Origin of the sequence: Stenotrophomonas sp. GD04054 (genome assembly GCF_029836955.1) — a bacterium.
Taxonomy (GTDB): domain Bacteria; phylum Pseudomonadota; class Gammaproteobacteria; order Xanthomonadales; family Xanthomonadaceae; genus Stenotrophomonas; species Stenotrophomonas maltophilia_A.
The window spans coordinates 44,136-61,842 of record NZ_JAOECR010000025.1; the positions used below are offsets into that span (position 1 = coordinate 44,136).

The following is a 17,707-nucleotide window of genomic DNA, read 5'->3' on the forward strand; positions in this document are numbered from 1 at the left end:
TCTTTCCGAAGATTCATGAAGTTGCCGGCCAGCGGCCGGCAGTACCTCAACGGCGGGCCGCTTCGCTCTTGTCGCGCGCGCCGCGGAACTCCGATTCCTTTTCCCACGTCGGCCAGCGGCGGCTGTTGGCCAGCTCGGCGCCCAGGTCGTAGACCAGCAGGGTGTCGGCGGCGTGGCCACTCGGGTCCCAGCTCGGCGTCCACGCATCGCAGGCCTGGTGATAGCAGTCGGCGAAGTACTTCTCGCGCAGCGCGCGGCCGGCTTCAACGCCGCCGTCCAGCTTGTCCAGGCCCGGGCCGATGGTGATCGCCGGCACGCCCAGGCGGGCGAAGGCGAAATGGTCGGCACGGTAGAAGAAGCCGGCTTCCAGGTTCGGGTCCGGGCTGTAGCTGCGGCCGCGGGCCTTGGCCACGCGCTCCAGGTCACCCTCCAGCGAGACCCGGCCCTTGCCCCACGACGCGATGTCACGGGTCGCGCCATCCGGGCTGAACATTTCGATGTTCAGCACTGCAGCGGTCTTGTCCAGCGGCGCCAGCGGGTGCGCGGCGTAGTAGCTGGCACCCAGCAGGCCCTTCTCTTCGGCGGTCAGGGCCACGAAGTACAGCGTGCGCTGCGGCTGCGGGCCGGCGGCGAACACCCGGCCCAGTTCCAGCACGGTGGCCACACCGGTGGCGTTGTCGATCGCTCCGCGGCGGATGCGGTCACCCTTGGCGTCGGCCTGGCCGATACCAAAGGCATCCCAGTGCGCGGAGAAGATCACCGCCTCGTCGCCATGCTCGCCACCGGGCAACTTGGCCACCACGTTGCGGGTCACCACCTGCTCGCGCTTCAGTGCGAAGTCCACGCTCAGCTTCGCGTTGTCCAGCGCCACCGGGCGGAAGTCGGCGCGCATCGCCTTGCGCTTCTCCGCATCGAAGTCGAGGCCGGCGTCGGCGAAGATCGCCTCGGCCAGCTCGCGCTGCATCCAGCCACGCAGCGGGGTGTGCTGCGCCATCGCCTCGGCCTGGCCGCGCTCGATGTCGAACAGCGGCGAAGTGCCCGAGCTCTTCACCGTGGCCCAGCCATAGGCGGCCGGTGCGGTCTCGTGCACGATCAGCACGCCCTCGACGCCACGGCGTGCGGCTTCCTCGAACTTGTAGGTCCAGCGGCCGTAGTAGGTCACCGCCTTGCCGTCGAACGCGCCCGGTGCATCGGCTTCGAAATCGGCGTCGTTGATCAGCACGACGGCGATCTTGCCGTGCAGGTCCACATCCTTGTAGTCGTTCCACTGGCGTTCCGGCGCGTCGATGCCGTAGCCGACGAACACCAGCGGCGCATCCTTGATCTGCACGCGCTTGCGCGGCTGCAGGCTCTGCAGGGTCACGTCCACACCGTTGGCCAGCGCGCGCTTGCCCTGCTTCAGCGACAGGCTGGCCTTGGCCGCGCCCTCCAGCTGTGCGCGCACCAGCGGCACCGGCTGTACCCAGCTGCCATCCACGCCACCCGGCTGCAGGCCGTAGCTGCGGAACTGCTCGATCAGGTACTGCACCGTGCGCTCTTCGCCCTCGGTGGCCGGCGCGCGGCCCTCGAATTCATCCGACGCCAGCACATGCACGTGGCGCGATAGTGCCTGCGGATCGATACCGCCACCCGGCAGGTCGTTGGCCGCATGGGCCAGGCCACCGACAAACAGGCAGGACGACAGCAGCAACACGCGCATCGGATTCACGGCAGTACCACGGCTAGCTTGGAAGTCACCAGAGTGTAACGTGGTCGTGACATCACGGCGCAGCCTGGGTCCACGTCATCCACGCGTGGCGTGGATCTACTTGCTGATGCGGTCCAGCCAGCAGGCCAGGCCCTGCGCGTTGAGTTCGATGTCCATCGCCAGAACAGCGGTCACCGCGGCATCGTCCAGCGCACAGCCATGCAGCTGTGCACGTTCCAGGTACAGCGCCTGCAGCGCAGCCAGCAGGCAGCGGTGGCGGTCCGGTCGGCCATCGCACTGGCGGCCGATGGCGGCCATCGCATCGATCTGCTCGAACAGGTCGTCGGCCAGTTTCTCCACCTGTTCCACACGACCGTAGTGGGTCAGGTACATCGCTTGCGGCGCGTAATCGAGCATGCGCCGGATCGAGGCCTTCATCGCCTCCGGATCGAACTGCACCGGCGAGGAGGTGGGGAAGATGAAAGCACCCTGCGCACTGTCCAGCTCACGGTAGGAGATACCGAACGTATCGCCGGTGAACCAGCTGCGGCTGCGCGCATCCCACACGCAGTAGTGGTGCAGCGCGTGACCCGGCGTGTGCAACAGCATTAGCTCGCGGCCAGCCAGATCGATGCGGTGGCCGTCTTCGGCCGCCACCACGCGGTGCTCCGGAATCGCCTCGATGCGGCCATAGCTTCGCGCGATCTCTTCGGCGCCATACACCGCCGTGGCACCCGCAATCAGGCGGGTCGGATCGATCATGTGCGGCGCACCGCGCGGATGCAGCACCGCCTTCGCATTCGGCAACTGCTGCATCAGCAGGCCTGCACCGCCTGCATGATCCAGATGCACGTGGGTGAGCAGCAGCCAGTCCACCGCCTCCACGCCCAGGCCGGCATCCGCCAGCGCCTGCAGCATCGCCGGCACCGACAGGCCTGTGCCGCAGTCGACGAACGCAGCGCGGCCGTTCTCAACGATCAGATACGCCGCGTCGAAATCCGGGCGCTGGAAACCGGTATCGATGGTGTGGATGCTGGGGTCGGCGGTCATCGGCACGCACCTGGCAGGATCGGGAACAGACCCCCATGGTAGGCGCGCAGGCGGCCCGGGTTCGATGCGGCTTTGGTCGGGTAGTGCCGGCCGCTGGCCGGCAACCTCGGGATAGCCAGGAGAATGCATGTGCCGGCCAGCGGCCGGCACTACCGATCAGCCGGAGCGCAATGCGAACCGCGGCCGCAGCAACAGGGCCAACACCAGCACCGCCAGGAACGCGCCGTAGGCGTACAGCACCGCCAGCACCTGCGGCCAGATCGGGCCCGCGCCCGGCTGCACCACGCCAATGCGGTAGCCCCACAGCATCGACACGATGCTCAGCGCGAATGCGAGCACCAGGGTGGTGCTGTCGAACAGGCGCCGCCGCGCGGTGCGCGGCTGGCGCGGGAACAGCCAGTACAGGCTGCCCAGCAGCAGGAACCAGGGCAGGAACAGCAGCAGCGACAACCAGGCCATCGCAGACTCCATGTCATCGCGCCGGAGGCGCGCGGACATCATGCCATGGCCTTCGTTCACGGGTAGTGCCGGCCGCTGGCCGGCATCCGCCCTTCAACGGCGCCGACCAAGGTCGGCATCTACCGATCAGTCGGCTCGCAGCGCCGCCAGCGCGGCCAGCACTACATCCACTTCCGCTTCCAGCTTGAACAGCTCGCTCTGCAACTGGTCACCCTGCTCGGCCTGCTTGATCACGGCAATCAACTGCCCCGCATCGCGCGGCGAATCGAAACCTTCGCTCTGGATCAGCAAGGTGCCGTCACCAGCGGTCAGCTTGAAGTAGAAGCGGCCATCCTTTTCGCGGTACTGCTTGAACAGCGGCGGTGCCACGCGGGCCACGCCGGCATCCTCGCTGGCGATATCACCCGCGCTGGACAGATCACGCAGGCCGACCGCATGGCGCAGCTCGTCCAGCAGCGGTGCCGCCAGCTGCTCGCGCAGCTGCTGGCCACGGCGCTTGAGCAGCGCCTCGATCTTCTCCGGCTCGGCCATCAGCGCGTTGTAGCGCTCGCGCAGCGGCGAGAGCTCGCTGTCGATGCGCTCGAACAGCTGCTGCTTGGCATCGCCCCAGCTGATGCCGGCGGCGAACGCCCTGGCGAATTCCGCGGTCTGTTCCGGGGTGGCGAACGCCTGGTACATCTGGAACAGCGCCGAGCCCTCGGTGTCCTTCGGCTCGCCGGGTGCGCGCGAGTCGGTCAGGATCGAGAACACCAGCTTCTTCAGCTCCTCGCGCGGCACGAACAACGGAATGGTGTTGTGGTAGCTCTTGCTCATCTTGCGGCCGTCGAGGCCCGCCAGCGTCGCCACCTGATCGTCGATCACCACGTCCGGCAGCGGGAAATACTCCTTGCCGTACACATGGTTGAAGCGCTGGGCGAAATCGCGCGCCATCTCGATGTGCTGGATCTGGTCACGGCCCACCGGCACCTGGTTGGCCTTGAAGATCAGGATGTCGGCGGCCATCAGCACCGGGTACATGAACAGGCCGGCGCTGACGCCTGCATCCTCGTCCACGCCTTCCTCGCGGTTCTTGTCCACCGCCGCCTTGTAGGCATGCGCGCGGTTGAGGATGCCCTTGCTGGCGATGGCGGTCAGGAACCACATCAGCTCGGTGGTCTCTCGGATGTCGCTCTGGCGGTAGAACCACACGTGTTCCGGGTCCAGCCCGCAGGCCAGCCAGCTGGCCGCGATCTCCAGGGTCGCGCGCTGGGTGCGCTGCGGGTCCTGCGACTTGATCAGGCTGTGCAGGTCGGCCAGGAAGAAGAAGCTCTCGATCCCCGGCGCGCGGCTGGCCGCGATGGCCGGACGGATGGCGCCAACGTAGTTGCCCAGGTGGGGCGTGCCGGAGGGGGTGATGCCGGTAAGGACTCGGGTCGTCATGACTGCGTGGGGTAACCTTCGATGAACGGGGCCAGTTTACCTTGCACGCCGCCAACCCCGTCAGGGCCTGCGGCGCGTTCATTCACGCAACCCCGCTGGAGACGCCCGATGAAACGCCTGCTGCCCCTGCTGCTGATCCTGCCCTTGGCCGGCTTCCGCCCGGCCCCGATGCCGCCGCCGGTGTACGAGGGCGGCCCCGTGCGCATGGCCCTGGTCGACCGCGACCGCGGCACCGAACTGCGCAGCTACCCCGCCGAGGGCCAGCGCTGGGTGGCCGGCGAACGCGGCCATCGCTATGCCGTGCGCCTGTACAACGACAGCCCGCGCCGGGTGCTGGTGGTGCTGTCGGTGGACGGCGTCAACGCCATCTCTGGCGAAGATGCCGATCCTTCGCAGACCGGCTACGTGCTCAACCCCGGCCAGCGCGCCGACATCACCGGCTGGCGCAAGAGCCAGGACGAAGTGGCGCAGTTCGTGTTCAGCAGCCCCAGCGGCAGTTATGCCAGCCGCACCGGCCGCCCGGACAACATCGGCGTGGTGGGCGTAGCGGTGTTCGAGGAAGCGCGCCGCTGGCGTCCGGATCCGATCCTGCGCCGTGGCCTGCCGCTGCCAGCCCCGGCGGCGGAAGCGTCGGCCGATGCCAGCGCCAGTACCAGCCGCATCGAGGGCTACGCCAACAAGTCGCAGGCGCCAGCGCTGGGCACCGGCCACGGTGCACGCGAGCAGTCTTCGGTGCGCGATACCGACTTCGAACGCGCCAGCCGCAGCCCCTCACAGGTACTGCAGCTGCGTTACGACAGCGCCCGCAACCTGCGCGCACGCGGCATCCTGGTGGATTCGCCGTCGCGCCTGCCGCGCGAGCCGCAGGCGTTCCCGAACCGCTACGTGCCGGACCCGCCGGCGCGCTGATCGTACCGCCCAGACAACACAACGCCCGCAACCTCTCGGTGCGGGCGTTGTGTTGTGGGGGAAACCGAAGTGCTTACTTGTAGTCCGGGTAGTCCTTGCTCACGGCGTCCTGGAACTCACGCACTTCCTTCTCCGCGCGGTCCTTGGCCCAGCCATAACGTTCCTGCAGGCGACCGGCCAGATACTCGGCATTGCCTTCGGCCACATCGAAGTCGTCGTTGGTCAGATCGCCCCACTTGGCCTGGGCCTTGCCCTTCAGCTGCGACCACTTGCCGGAAATGATGTCTTTGTTCATTGCTGGGAGTCCTTGGTTGCAACGGCGTTCTTACCGTGGCTCCAGCTTCGCGCAGCAGCTGTTGAATACCGGTCAACCGGCAATGAAATAGATGCTCACCTGCTTGAATGGTTCACTCCGCTTCGACAGCACGCAGCGAAAAGCACGCGCAAAAAAAGGCCGGGGAAATCCCCGGCCTTTTCTCTTTCCGTTCCGTGCAGGGCTCAACGGCCCTTCGCGGTGTCCTCGACCTTCTCGCCCGCCTTCTGCACGTCCTTGCCGGCACCGGCAATGGTGTTGCAGCCGGCCAGCAGGGCCACCGAGAACATCGACAACAGCATCAGGGCAACTACGCGCTTCATGGGCTTCTCCTTGGGTTTGCCGCTACACCGCTTCATTCGCGGATGGGATTGTTTCGCTCGGCGGGAGAAGGCCAACGCCCACCACCGTCGCGTGAAGTGCAATCTGGCGGCAGTGGCGTGGAGCGGGCGTGAACGGATCACAGATCCGTTCAGGCGGCGCCGTCAGTCACGCATCAGGGTGGACTTGCCGAACAGGCTTTCGACCAGGTCCACGGCCAGTTCGGCGGTGGCATTCTGCTTGTCCAGCAAGGGGTTGAGCTCGACGATGTCCAGCGAACCCATGCGCCCGGTGTCGGCGATCATCTCCATCACCAGCTGCGCCTCGCGGTAGTTCACCCCGCCCGGCACAGTGGTGCCCACGCCCGGCGCGATGCTGGGGTCGAGGAAGTCCACATCGAAGCTGACATGCAGATGGGTGTTCTCGTCGATGCCTGCCAGCGCTGCTTCTACGGTGCGCTTCATGCCGTTCTCATCGATGTAGCGCATGTCATAGACATCCACCTTGTGGGTCTTGATCAGGCGCTTCTCGTCCGGGTCAACCGAACGGATGCCGATCTGATGCATCTGCGCCGGGGTGATCGCCGGCACGGTGCCGCCGAGGCGGGTCAACGCATCCGGGCCGAGGCCGCACAGGCAGGCCACCGGCATGCCGTGGATGTTGCCCGACGGGGTCACGTCGCTGGTGTTGAAATCCGAATGGGCATCCAGCCACAGCACGCGCAGGGTCTTGCCTTGCTCGCGGCACCAGCGCGCCACGGCGGTAATCGAACCAATGCCCAGGCAATGGTCGCCACCGAGCATGATCGGCATGCGGCCGGCCTGCAGTTCGGCATAGCTGGCTTCCATCAGCGCGTGGTTCCACGCCACCACTTCATCCAGGTGGCGGTAGCCTTCCACCGGCGCGGTCCACGGGTTGCGCGGGCCATCCAGGTTGCCCAGGTCGCGCACGTCCACGCCGCGCGCCTCCAGCGCCTCCGGCAGGCCCGCCACGCGCAGCGCTTCCGGGCCAAGCCGGGCACCACGATGGCCCGCACCCACGTCGGTGGGAACGCCAATCAGGGATACGGAGATGGGATGGGCCATGGGTGCCTCCTGCGGGGGGAAAAAGAAGCACAGTCTAGCCAGAGCTGTGTGACACCACTCGCGGCGGTGCAGCAGGGCATTGGCATGGCATGATGCCGCGCGGACCCGACCGTCCTTCATGGAAGATTGCGATGTCGCCCTTCATCAATACCGCGTGGCCACGCTTTTTCACCGTGGCGCTGCCCATCGCCCTTTTTGCGGTTCTGTTGAACAGCACGGTTGATGCGACGCCGAACGGTTGGTTGATCCAGATGGCGCTCCTGCTGGTGCCGTTCTCGACCCTGGTATTCCTCGGGTTGGGTTGGCAGCGTCTGCGCAAGGCACACGCTGAATATCCAATCCTGAAGAGTGAACTGCACCGTATGCTGTCGGCGTTGATCGGCAACGTAAAAGTGGCCGCGCTGTGGTTCGGGCTGACCTTGGTCGGAACGTTCGCCCTGATGCTGACGTGGGTATTGCTGCGGAAGACGTGTGGCTGACGCGCGGCGGGTCGCGCTCAGAGAATCGCCGACGACCACGCTTCGGTGCGGAACAGGCGCTTCTTCAGCACGTCGATCCGCCATTGCCCTGCCACGCGCTTGAGCACGAACAGGCGTTCGTAACGTAGCGCGCGGGATTTCTGTGCATGGTCACGTACCAGCACTTCGGCCTTGGAGGCCGTCGGCTGACCGACGGCGGCCAGCAGATCCTCCGGCACGTGCACCGGCGGATTGCCCACCGACATGCCCGTGGCATACACCCGCTTCCGGTCGGTACACCAGGCCGCAAGGATGTTCGCGCGCTCCTGTTGGAATGATGGACTACCGAGCAGGTCTCCACCGGCCTTGGCATCACGGTAACCACGTGTTTCCCACGCATGGCAGGCCAGCATATAGCCACGCACCACGGCTGCCGGTTCCCCTTCTGCGGCCGGTTCAGGCCACACAAGCGGCGGCGCCTCCTCCAACACCGGTGGCATCTGTGCGCCCGCTGCCTGCAGGCACTGCACCACAGCCGCATGCCCGCGCGCTTCGGCCAGCGACAGCGCATTGCGTCCTTCGAAATCCACGCGTGCAACATCAGCACCGCCAGCCAGCAACAGCTCGACCATCGGCAGATGACCGCCCTGCGCCGCCACCATCAGCGGTGTGCGATGCAGTTCCGGCGAGGCCACGTTCAGCGAGGCGCCGCGCGCGATCAGCAGGCGTCCGATGTCTGCGTCGTCGCGCTCGGCCGCCCATCCCAGTGCGGTAAAGCCCACGGCCGCACAGGCATGCTCGATGTTGGCACCGCGGTCCAGCAGCCGCGCCACCGCGTCAGCCTTTCCGGCGATCACCGCCGACAACAACGGCGTGCGTCCGGTGCCTTTGTGCCGCCACTCGATGTCCGCGCCGGCATCCAGCAGTGCGTCGATGCGGTCGAGATCCTGTTGTTCGGCCGCCTTGGCCAGGAGGTGGGACATGGGGGCTTCCATGGGGTTGGCACAGGCCGAGTAGCTTAGTGCCGTCGCAACACCGGGGCCACTTTGTACCGACGTGCAGCGTCGATGCCATTGGCCGCTTATAGTGATCAGGTGGGTGAATCGCACAGGCGGTTAAGTTGGCTTTACACGTCGTTTCGCCCTGCGCGCAGGTGGCTGTGCTGCGATGGGCTATATGCCCGCACGTTCCAGCGCTGCGCGATATGTCGCTTTTGCCATGCAACTGCGCAGAACAAGCCAATCGCGATAATTCATTTTTCCTTTCAGATCGCCCGATGCCATCGAAACAAACGACTGGCAGGCGGTGATTTCACATGCGCATGATGAATCGCCACCTGCAAAGGTGGCCGGGACTTCCAAGCCCGTTTAATCGAAGCTGTATACGCTTGCCAGCCGGCGTCGTCCTTCCAGGTGCGGCGCCGGCTGGCAATCCGTTCGCCGATCGACGGCGGGCGGTGCGTGGGGGCCCTGTGCCCGCCGGCTCATCGATTTCCGGTCTTGGAAGCCACGCATCGCCCGCCACCCTATCGTGGCGGCGCCTCTGTTCCTGACGAGGATGCCCGCATGTCCAAAGCCCATCACCCCTACCTGACCGCAACCCTGGGCGAGGCCGCCCTGCGCCTGCCGCCGGAACTGGCGCAGCCGTTGGAAGCGGCCTTCGCCGCTGCGAACGAGGCACCCGCGCCGATCAATCTGCCCGGCTGCCTGCAGCGCATCCGCGCCGGTGATGCCGCCGACGGACAGCCGTGGACGGGGCCCGCCAGCACACCCGGCCAGGCAGTGGCCGCCGCACGCCGGGACCGCGCTGCGGTTGGCCTGGTGTCGCTGCTGGAGCTGTATCACGCCGCTGAGCGCGTGCGCGTAGACGGGGAAGAGAAAGACGATATCGGCGATGGCACGCGCGAAGGGCTGATACTGGCCTGTCGGGGGCTGGCGGAGTATGTGGCGTTGCAGGTGGGCGGGACTCAATAATGCGGAACATTGAGATCCCAATTGCACAGGTTCACAACGTCACTGTCCCAGCTATCGAATCGAGCATACCCGCTGCTGGAATGAGCACACCTTATCCAAACCTGAAACCTGTTCTCGTTGAGCTGCGGCTGGACGAAGTGGATTCGCGCGGCGGTGCTGTTGCCGAGATGATCGCGTCCACCGCACGCCCCATGGCGCGTTCCATGAGTCCTGAACTCATGTGGTATAGCTTCGTCTTGAATGACAGAGCCATCACCCGAATCCGTCCCGGCACGCGGACAAACTGCACGATCTCATTCATCAACTACGACGGTGCGAAGGAGGCGTTCCCCTGTGGCACATTGGCCACCTTCGGAGACGGATCGTCGACAAGAGGCTTGATCCGCATCATCCGGTTTGATTGAACCTGTTCGCGCCAGACTTTCTGAGATCGCCGAGCGTGAGCGAAATGCCCTGATGCTTTACACAGCGCTGGCGTGCAATCGCACACCCAGGGCCCGGGTCACCTTCAGGATGGTCGCGAAATCCGGGCTGCGCTCGCCCGACAGTGCGCGATACAGACTCTCGCGCGACAGGCCCGCCGCACGCGCAACCTTGCTCATGCCCTGAGCGCGAGCGATATCGCCGAGCGCCTTTGCGATAAATGCAGAATCACCGTCGCTTTCTTCGATGCAGGCGTCGAGATAAGCCGCCATCTCCTCCGGCGTCCGAAGATGCTCGGCCACATCAAATGATTTGAGTTCGACTTTTCTCTTGATGGCCATGATGGTACAGCTCCGGTACTTCGGTATTGAGTCGTTTCGCCTACAGCCAGTTCGATGCTCAAAGGGCACGCGCAATCTCCCTGGCCTTCTCGATATCGCGCTGCTGTGAACCCTTGTCGCCTCCAACCAGGAGAATCACCAACTCCCTGCCGCGCTGGATGTAGTACACGCGGTAACCCGGTCCTGCATCGATACGCAATTCAGAAACGCCATCCGCCAGATAGCGGTGATCACCGGGATGGCCTCCAGCGAGCTGACCGATACGGGCCAGGATGCGAGCGCGTGCGGTTACGTCCTTGAGAGCGTCAATCCATGTCGCGAACTGACGGGTACGCTGGATCTTCATGGAGGACTGTAGCCTACTGGCTACAGTCCTTCAACTATCGGGAATGCACACATGGAACTGTGCTCGGTCTCCCATCTGGCACTCCCTCCCTCGCAGCCGACGCCCCGTCTTTTCAAATTGGAAAGTGGAACCGGGTGCGTTTTCAGTAGCTCATTGTTCACGCGGACCCGATCCGCACTCACAAAATGCTGTGCTAGATTCAAGAGTGTGACATTGGCGCGCGAGATGCTTTCATGAATGCATGGGTCGAGAAATGCGCTTCTTCATCAAAACGCGGACTTCAGCGCCGCCTCTGGATCGCAGCGCGTCGTCGCCTCGCGATCGCTATTCCGGCGCTTGTGCTGGCAGCATGTTCGAGCGCCGCGCCGCCGAAACCATCAGATCATCTGAATCAAAGACAGTCCGTCGAATCAGGGGGTGAAATTGGTATGGAGCGATTCAAGAACGACATCGAGCGATTGTCTCGTGTGCGTTTTGATGATGTCGACGCATTGAACGAACAGCTTCACGTGCATCTTGGAGAGCCGACTCGGCAGGGCCTGAGGGACGAACGAACCGCAGAACGTGGAATGTTGGGTGGCCTTGAAGTTCGGAACATCACGCTGAGAAGTGCTGTCGACAATCCCGCGCAGGCGAAGCTTGCTTTTGATGTCACGCCCCCGAGCGTTGCGCTCGAAGAGATCATCTGGGAGGGAACGGCCCAGTATCCACCCCGGCCTGATGCCCCTGGCTCCCGCCCCTACTGGACCGCGCCAGTGAACGGCGCTGAGGTTGTACTCACTCTCGCCCCAGACAATGTGACATTGACCCACGTATTGATCAGTCAGCGTTGACCCCGTGGGCAGGAGCCCCAGCATGGAACGTACTGAAGACTCTGTACTGCCACAGCCGCAGGAGGGTGCTCGCCCAGGCCCCGTACGTCGTCCGGCATCCCCGCTGGCTGACCCCTCGTTGGCGCCACTTCTGGCGAAATCCCCAACACTTCGGGCGGGCCTCGCACAGGCTGAGCGCGACGATCTGGATATTGTCTGGGGGCAAGCCGGTATGGGCACCTATCTTGTTCCCGGTGAGAAGATCGTTATTGACGAGAATGCGGTTGGGCAGGGCTCCAGAATCGCGCGCTCTCTTTCCCACGAGGTAGGGCACCATCTCTTCACCGAACGTCCCGATCCAACGTCCAAGCAATCCTATGTAAACACCCTGCTACGAGGAGAAGCGGCTGCGACGCTCAGTAATGTCCAGGTCCAGCGTGAACTCATCGCGGCTGGTGGACCCGACATTGGCGTGTCGGGTACGGGCAATCGGCCACAACAGTATGGAGCCATTGCCGTAGAACTCCAGGCCGGGCGGATCAATCGGAACCAGGCACTTGGACAGATCGCTGAGGTGTTCAAAACGGAGGCTCCCTCTGTTGGTCCTCATGCGACATACGAGCTTTACTATGGCGCGCACTATGATCAGCACATAGCACCTGTGCAACGTCGACGCAGGCCGGAGCCAGAATTTGACGCCGAGAGCGCTGCGGCTACGGAAAGAATCGCCGCGGTCGCCGACGACTCACCCTCAATGCAACGAGCAGCTTCCTCAGTAGCTGAACTCGACGATGCTGACCGTTCTCTCTATAGGCAGATAAGAGCAGGTGTGGAACGCCTGGACGCCGAGAGCGGGAAGCACTGGGATGAGTCGAGCCAGCGCATGTCTGCGAGTTTGTTGGTGCTCGCGAAGGAGCAAGGGCTTTCAAGAGTTGACCACGTTGTATTGAACAACCCGACAGAGTCCCTTGCACGTGGCGAGAAGGTATTCATCGTCGAGGGAGCGATGGACGATCCTGCCCAACGCCGTGGAACCATGAATACGATGGATGCGCTTCGCACATCTGAAGCAGAATCACTTCATCGCGCCGAGGCGTTGGCAGTAAATCTTGAACAGCCATCAGCGCAGCAGGTTCATGCGCAGGATGGGCCATCGTTCTCAAGGTAAGACTGCCGAGGCGCTGGGTGTGCCGCCTTTCGAACCACCCGGCAAGCGCCTGTAGCATTGCAAAGTGGCGCCGACACATGGGGGACCGCTTATCCGAATCGAACGGATGACCTGGTTGCCGTGGAACAACTGACGCTGTTGGCTGGAGCGAGGGCATCAGCCCCGTTTTCGCATGGGGACAAGATGCACACAATCGCAATCTTCCTGGTCAGCGTCTGCACCATTGTTCTTTCAGGCTGCGCGACTACCGCACTTCCGAAAGGGGTTGCCTCAGCTGGATATACTGAAGTTGTTTCCGTCCCTCTAGGCCCTCTTCGCTACTTCTACACGGCTTCCATGCTTCCTGGTCAGAACGCCGTAGGCACGACTTATCTCGTCCGCTGCGCGAACACCGAGCGGACGATCAACCTACAGATCGCGGATGGGCTTACGATTGACGCCGAAGAGGCTTGTGCACGTGTCGATGCGGCGGCTGCCTCATCCGAGTCATGGATACCGGCAGCATCGAATAGCTATCGGATCCTTCTTGTACAGGAAGGCACTTCTGCGGTAGCGCGGGCAAGGTCGCTTGGCCGCTTTGCCACGGGCAGGACGCTCGCGCTTGTGTCACCGGTCTACGGCGATCAACACCGGACCTTCGCAAATCTCGTTGATCTGGTTGCGCACGAGAGCGTTCATGCATTGGGCCATGCTACAAAGCATCCCCGAGCGCTGGACGAAAGAAGCGCCTACTACGCGGGCCTATGCGCGCAACTTCAGATCAACGGCTTCATCACGGAAGAAGGTTTGCCGGGGGCCCCTCTCGCGTCCGGCGATCAGGCCGTACGCTACTCCTCGCAGGAAGCCTATCGCGTGCGGCTGGAAATCTATCCGTTGCTGGCGGGCGGAGGCATCCGGCTTGGAACTCCACCCGGCAAGTTGATGCTGCATCGTTGTCAGCAGATCAGACGCGAGATGAATCGGCTTCGGTAGCCTCATTGGCCCCGTCCAGAACCTGAGCCCAAGGGTCGTTTCCCCGATCATCGCGAATGGGCCAGCGTCCCGCTCTGGCCTTTTTTATTGAAACCGCCATTTCCAACGCGTTTCGGCGCTTCTCATGTGGTGCCGCTTATCCGAATCGAACGGATGACCTACTGTTTACAAGACAGTTGCTCTACCAACTGAGCTAAAGCGGCATGGGTGGTGCACCGGCGGCAGCGCCTCGGTCCGGGGATTCTAGCGCAACCGTGTGCATTCCAGCGACCGGCTCTGTGCCGCCCCGCTGCGCTGCTGGGCCTGGGCCGGCTGCGTGCCCGCCGCCAGCTGCCCTTCCAGCCACCACTGGCCGGCGTCACCGCTGGCGACCAGGCGCGGCTGGAAGCCGGCGGCCTGCACCGCCGCCATGCGGCGCTCGGCGCCTTCACGGTTGCGGTACTGGCCCAGCGCCACGGCGTTGATGTCCTCGCCTTGGCTGATGATGTAGTAGTCGCTCAGACCGGCGGCGACGATGCGCTTCACCGTCGCCTGGGCTTCTTCGCGATTGGCGGCGGCTGGCAGCATCACCCGGAAACGGGCGCTGCCGCTGGCAGCGGGCTGTTCGCGCAGGCGCACCTGGCTGAGCACAGTACCGGCCTTGCCTTGCGCACTGGTCGCGGCGGCGCGGTCGGCGAACGGGCCCAGCGCGATGCAGCGCGGCGGCTCGGCAGCCACGGGCGGGGTTACGGGTTTTTCCGGCGCCGGGGCCGGTGCAGGCGGTGTTACCGGCTTGGCAGCGGCAGCAACCGGCGTAGCCTCAGCCACCTGCGGCTTGGCGACCTCCGGCTGGGCCGGCGTAGCTGGTGCAGGCGTGGCAGCCACAGCCGTCTTCGCCGCCGGTTCGCGCTCCATCAGCGGCGCAGTCGGGGCGGCAGCAGTGGCCTGGGCGGCCGCAGCGGCATCCACGCCACCGGGCACCCACCGCAACTCGGCCACACCGGCCGGTTGCGGCGGCGGCGCGGGCGGTTGCGGTGCATCGCGCAGCAGCCACCAGCAGGCGACGCCAAGATTGAGGATGGCCAGTACGACGATCAGGGCACGGGTCAGCATGCGCGGATACTAGCCTGCGGGCTGGTGCACCGCCCAGCGGGCGAGGCCATCCAGCACCAGCGATGGGTGGTAGTCGGCGCCGGGCAGCAGCGGCATCAGCGCCGGTGCGCCGCCACCATGCACCAGCAGCGACGGTGCCACGCCCAGCAGCGTGTGCGCCTGCTGTGCGCTGCGTTCGATCAGCGCCACGGCCGCGCCGTCGCAGCCAGAGGCCAGCGCGTCGGCGGTGTCGTTGGCGAACTCGCTGTAGTCGCCGCCGGTCGCCGGCAGCTGCACGGCACGCGCGTGCAGTGCTTCGCGCATGGTGGTGGGCGATGCGGAAATGCGGCCACCGTGGTGCTGGCCATCGGCGTCGAGCAGGTCAATGGTCAGTGCGGTGCCCACGCCGACCACCAGCACCGGGCGCTGCGCCTTGGCCGCAGCCAGCAGGGCCAGGAAGCGGTCGACGCCGAACTTTTCCGGCTTGGCATAGGCAATGCGCACGCCCGCGCATTCGGCGCTGGTGCGCACCACGTGCACGTGTTCGAAGCGGCGCTGCAGCTGGTCCAGCATGGCGCTGGTCAGCGACGGTGCGGCCACGCTGGCCACGAACGCGGTGGTGCCGCTGGGCAGGCTGTGCGGCGGCTGCCCGGCCATGCCTTCGGCGCCATGCGCCCAGGCCTGCACATCACCGGCTCGGTCACCCTGCAAAGGCGCGAACTTGAAGCGCGAGTTGCCCAGGTCGAACAACCAATCGCTCATGCCGCCCTCACGCTGACTTCGCCGGCGTGCAGCAGGCGTTCCTGGCCATCGATGCGCACGCGCAGCGCGCCGTCGTCAGCCAGGCCAAGTGCGGTGCCGTGCTGCCACTGCCCGTCCAGTTCCACGCGCACTTCGCGGCCGGCCAGCATGTCGAACGCGGCGTAGCGCGGCAGGAACGGGGCCAGTCCTTCGCGATCGAATTCTTCCAGCGCCGGCAGCAGGCGTGCCAGCACCGCGGCGACAACCACGTTGCGGTCCACCGGCTTGCCAGCCAGCGTATCCAGGTCTACCCACGGCTGGGTGATCTGCTCGGCGAACGACGGCGGCATGTGCGTGTTGATGCCGATGCCGATCACCGCGCGCGCCGGGCCGGCGTACTCGCCACCGCCTTCTGCGAGCAGGCCGACCAGCTTGCGCTTGCCGTCGACGATCAGGTCGTTCGGCCACTTCAGCTGCGCCTGGGTGTAGCCCAGGTCATGCAGCGCTTCGGCGACGGCGATGCCCGCTACCAGGCTCAGCCCGGCGAGGCGGCCGAGGCCACCGGAGTACAGGCGCAGCACCGACAGGTAGATGTGCGCGGCCAGCGGCGAGGCCCAGGCACGCCCACGACGGCCACGGCCACCGGTCTGGCGTTCGGCCAGCAGGACGCTGACCCCGCGCTGGGGCGCGCTGCAACGCAGCAATTCAGCGTTGGTCGAGTCCACCGTCCAGGCCACCTGCAGGTCGTGCAGCAGGGCCTGGACGTCGGCAGGCAGGCCGGCGCGGATCGCGTCCGGGTCCAGCAGGTCGACCGGGCGGGTCAGGCCATAGCCTTCGCCAGCACGGCCCTCGATGTCCACACCGGCGGCCCTAAGTCCTTGAATACGCTTCCAAATGGCCGCCCGGGTCTGACCCAGCTCACGGGCCAGGGCGTCGCCGGACAGGCGACCGGCAGCGAGTTTGGCCAGCAATTGGCGATCGTCCACGGCAGCTTCCACGAAGTCAGGAAGGAATTATGCGGGAAAGCCGCCAGCGACGCCCGCCACGCTGGGTTTCGCGGGGGCTTCCAACGGGGCGCCGGGTTCGGGCTAGAATCGGGAACTCACCCTCCCTTAACGTGGATGTCGTCAATGCGCCGTTATGCCCATTGCCTGATCCTGCTGATGATGCCCTTCGCGGCGTCTGCGACAGCAGCGCTGGACGACAGCCGCGGCGCCTGCGTGTCGTCCAACGGTGATGCCGCCTCGCAGCGCGCACCGACCGCGACCGCCTCGGCCGCCACCACCAAGCCGGCGGCGGTACGCCCGGCGGCCAGCACCACCACCGGTGGCGGTGGCAGCGACGACGACATGCTGCCGCGCATCCGCGCGCCGAAGTGGCACAGCTACCTGCCGGGAATGTTCCGCTGATCAAGTCGTTGCTGCAGTGGCTGCGGCCTGCGCCGCGGCCGATCGACGATGCACTTTGGGATGACGCCTGCCGCCGCGCGGCGTGGCTGCACGGACTGGACGACGAACGCCGCACGCGCCTGCGTGTGCTGACCACGCGCTTCCTGCATGAGAAGACCATTACCCCGATTGGTGAGCTGCAGCTGCAGGCCGGCGATGGCGTGCTGCTGGCCGCGCTGTGCTGCCTGCCGCTGCTGGAATTCGGCGAAGTGGGACTGGAAGGCTGGTCGCAGCTGATCGTCTACCCGGATGCGTTCCGCGTGCACCGCAGCCACATGGATGCGGCCGGCGTGCTGCATGAGTGGGATGACGAACTGATTGGCGAATCGTGGGACAGCGGACCGTTGATCCTGTCCTGGGCCGATGTGCAGGCCGACCTGGCGGCGCCGCACGAGGGCTACTGCGTGGCGGTGCACGAGATGGTGCACAAGCTGGATGCACTGGATGGTGCGATGGACGGCACGCCGCCGCTGCCGCGCGCATGGCAGCGCGAGTGGGCGGCCACGTTCCAGCAGGCTTACGATGCCTTCTGCGTGCGGGTGGATGCCAGCGAAGAGACGTTGATCGATCCGTATGCGGCCGAAGCGCCGGAAGAGTTCTTCGCGGTGACCAGCGAGTACCACTTCTCCGCGCCGGATCTGCTGCAGCAGGCGTTGCCGGAGGTCGCTGCGCAACTGCGGCGGTTCTATGGCAAGCCGCCGACGATCGAAA

At 65.3% G+C, this 17,707-nt stretch carries 22 protein-coding genes and 1 tRNA gene; 9 read left to right on the forward strand and 14 right to left on the reverse strand.

Translation table 11 applies throughout. The features are described from left to right. Positions 1-46 precede the first annotated feature (46 nt). The 4 genes from N7573_RS13080 to N7573_RS13095 form a co-directional block, all read right to left on the reverse strand. Entirely contained in the window at positions 47-1,699 is a 1,653-nt protein-coding gene (locus N7573_RS13080) for a M28 family metallopeptidase (protein ID WP_279943181.1), read from the reverse strand. Between the two features lie 105 nt (positions 1,700-1,804). After that, positions 1,805-2,737 (reverse strand): MBL fold metallo-hydrolase, encoded by a 933-nt coding sequence (locus tag N7573_RS13085; RefSeq protein ID WP_279913982.1) that lies wholly within the window; start codon positions 2,735-2,737, stop codon positions 1,805-1,807. A 156-nt stretch (positions 2,738-2,893) separates the two neighbouring features. Then, positions 2,894-3,196: a hypothetical protein gene (locus tag N7573_RS13090; RefSeq protein WP_065724234.1), complete on the reverse strand. Its 303-nt coding sequence runs from the start codon at positions 3,194-3,196 to the stop codon at positions 2,894-2,896. Positions 3,197-3,322: 126 nt separating this feature from the next. Beyond that, positions 3,323-4,615 (reverse strand): tryptophan--tRNA ligase, encoded by a 1,293-nt coding sequence (locus tag N7573_RS13095; protein ID WP_279913303.1) that lies wholly within the window; start codon positions 4,613-4,615, stop codon positions 3,323-3,325. Between the two features lie 108 nt (positions 4,616-4,723). On the opposite strand from N7573_RS13095, the gene N7573_RS13100 reads away from it, so the two are divergent. Continuing rightward, the gene (locus N7573_RS13100; RefSeq protein ID WP_279913304.1) at positions 4,724-5,524 is read left to right on the forward strand and encodes a hypothetical protein; all 801 of its coding nucleotides are present in this window, start codon (positions 4,724-4,726) and stop codon (positions 5,522-5,524) included. 73 nt (positions 5,525-5,597) lie between these two features. Here the strand turns inward: N7573_RS13100 and N7573_RS13105 are convergent, their stop codons facing one another. The 3 genes from N7573_RS13105 to rocF all read right to left on the reverse strand — a co-directional run bounded on the left by N7573_RS13105 (position 5,598) and on the right by rocF (position 7,243). Next, positions 5,598-5,819, reverse strand: a complete 222-nt coding sequence (locus N7573_RS13105) for a CsbD family protein (RefSeq protein ID WP_004153772.1) — start codon at positions 5,817-5,819, stop codon at positions 5,598-5,600. A 203-nt stretch (positions 5,820-6,022) separates the two neighbouring features. Next, a complete protein-coding gene (locus N7573_RS13110; RefSeq protein WP_008266021.1) occupies positions 6,023-6,160 on the reverse strand; it encodes an entericidin A/B family lipoprotein in 138 nt (45 codons plus the stop codon). Between the two features lie 162 nt (positions 6,161-6,322). After that, positions 6,323-7,243: an arginase gene (gene rocF / locus N7573_RS13115; protein ID WP_094001609.1), complete on the reverse strand. Its 921-nt coding sequence runs from the start codon at positions 7,241-7,243 to the stop codon at positions 6,323-6,325. A gap of 131 nt (positions 7,244-7,374) precedes the next feature. Between rocF and N7573_RS13120 the strand changes: the two genes are divergently transcribed. After that, a complete protein-coding gene (locus N7573_RS13120) occupies positions 7,375-7,722 on the forward strand; it encodes a hypothetical protein (protein WP_279913305.1) in 348 nt (115 codons plus the stop codon). A gap of 17 nt (positions 7,723-7,739) precedes the next feature. Here the strand turns inward: N7573_RS13120 and N7573_RS13125 are convergent, their stop codons facing one another. Then, a complete protein-coding gene (locus tag N7573_RS13125) occupies positions 7,740-8,684 on the reverse strand; it encodes an ankyrin repeat domain-containing protein (RefSeq protein ID WP_279913306.1) in 945 nt (314 codons plus the stop codon). A gap of 582 nt (positions 8,685-9,266) precedes the next feature. Here N7573_RS13125 and N7573_RS13130 point away from each other — a divergent pair. Next, positions 9,267-9,674: a hypothetical protein gene (locus N7573_RS13130; RefSeq protein ID WP_049399860.1), complete on the forward strand. Its 408-nt coding sequence runs from the start codon at positions 9,267-9,269 to the stop codon at positions 9,672-9,674. Beyond that, positions 9,674-10,078 carry a hypothetical protein gene (locus N7573_RS13135; RefSeq protein ID WP_279913307.1) on the forward strand — a complete coding sequence of 135 codons (405 nt, stop codon included), beginning with the start codon at positions 9,674-9,676 and terminating at the stop codon, positions 10,076-10,078. Before N7573_RS13130 ends, N7573_RS13135 begins: the two co-directional genes overlap by 1 nt. 57 nt (positions 10,079-10,135) lie before the next feature. Here N7573_RS13135 and N7573_RS13140 read toward each other — a convergent pair whose 3' ends face one another. Continuing rightward, positions 10,136-10,438: an addiction module antidote protein gene (locus N7573_RS13140; protein ID WP_049431463.1), complete on the reverse strand. Its 303-nt coding sequence runs from the start codon at positions 10,436-10,438 to the stop codon at positions 10,136-10,138. Positions 10,439-10,496: 58 nt separating this feature from the next. Continuing rightward, positions 10,497-10,784 carry a type II toxin-antitoxin system RelE/ParE family toxin gene (locus N7573_RS13145; RefSeq protein WP_279913308.1) on the reverse strand — a complete coding sequence of 96 codons (288 nt, stop codon included), beginning with the start codon at positions 10,782-10,784 and terminating at the stop codon, positions 10,497-10,499. A 233-nt stretch (positions 10,785-11,017) separates the two neighbouring features. Between N7573_RS13145 and N7573_RS13150 the strand changes: the two genes are divergently transcribed. The 3 genes from N7573_RS13150 to N7573_RS13160 all read left to right on the forward strand — a co-directional run bounded on the left by N7573_RS13150 (position 11,018) and on the right by N7573_RS13160 (position 13,736). Beyond that, the gene (locus N7573_RS13150) at positions 11,018-11,617 is read left to right on the forward strand and encodes a hypothetical protein (RefSeq protein WP_279913309.1); all 600 of its coding nucleotides are present in this window, start codon (positions 11,018-11,020) and stop codon (positions 11,615-11,617) included. A 22-nt stretch (positions 11,618-11,639) separates the two neighbouring features. Further along, positions 11,640-12,764: an XVIPCD domain-containing protein gene (locus N7573_RS13155; RefSeq protein WP_279913310.1), complete on the forward strand. Its 1,125-nt coding sequence runs from the start codon at positions 11,640-11,642 to the stop codon at positions 12,762-12,764. Positions 12,765-12,884: 120 nt separating this feature from the next. Beyond that, on the forward strand, positions 12,885-13,736 hold the full coding sequence (locus tag N7573_RS13160) for a hypothetical protein (protein WP_201117865.1): 852 nt from the start codon (positions 12,885-12,887) through the stop codon (positions 13,734-13,736). 127 nt (positions 13,737-13,863) lie between these two features. Here N7573_RS13160 and N7573_RS13165 read toward each other — a convergent pair. The 4 genes from N7573_RS13165 to birA form a co-directional block, all read right to left on the reverse strand. Beyond that, positions 13,864-13,939: transfer RNA gene (locus N7573_RS13165), tRNA-Thr, on the reverse strand. Between the two features lie 40 nt (positions 13,940-13,979). Beyond that, positions 13,980-14,828 (reverse strand): SPOR domain-containing protein, encoded by an 849-nt coding sequence (locus tag N7573_RS13170; protein ID WP_279913311.1) that lies wholly within the window; start codon positions 14,826-14,828, stop codon positions 13,980-13,982. 9 nt (positions 14,829-14,837) lie between these two features. Next, on the reverse strand, positions 14,838-15,569 hold the full coding sequence (locus tag N7573_RS13175; RefSeq protein ID WP_005407698.1) for a type III pantothenate kinase: 732 nt from the start codon (positions 15,567-15,569) through the stop codon (positions 14,838-14,840). Beyond that, positions 15,566-16,534 carry a bifunctional biotin--[acetyl-CoA-carboxylase] ligase/biotin operon repressor BirA gene (gene birA / locus N7573_RS13180; RefSeq protein ID WP_107431404.1) on the reverse strand — a complete coding sequence of 323 codons (969 nt, stop codon included), beginning with the start codon at positions 16,532-16,534 and terminating at the stop codon, positions 15,566-15,568. Before birA ends, N7573_RS13175 begins: the two co-directional genes overlap by 4 nt. A gap of 144 nt (positions 16,535-16,678) precedes the next feature. On the opposite strand from birA, the gene N7573_RS13185 reads away from it, so the two are divergent. Both N7573_RS13185 and N7573_RS13190 read left to right on the forward strand, forming a co-directional pair. Further along, positions 16,679-16,957, forward strand: coding sequence for a hypothetical protein (locus N7573_RS13185; RefSeq protein ID WP_182267069.1), 279 nt, complete (start codon positions 16,679-16,681; stop codon positions 16,955-16,957). Further along, positions 16,924-17,707, forward strand: a 784-nt coding sequence (locus N7573_RS13190; protein ID WP_279943178.1) for a zinc-dependent peptidase, incomplete at its 3' end; no start/stop codon positions are given. The genes N7573_RS13185 and N7573_RS13190, both read left to right, overlap by 34 nt.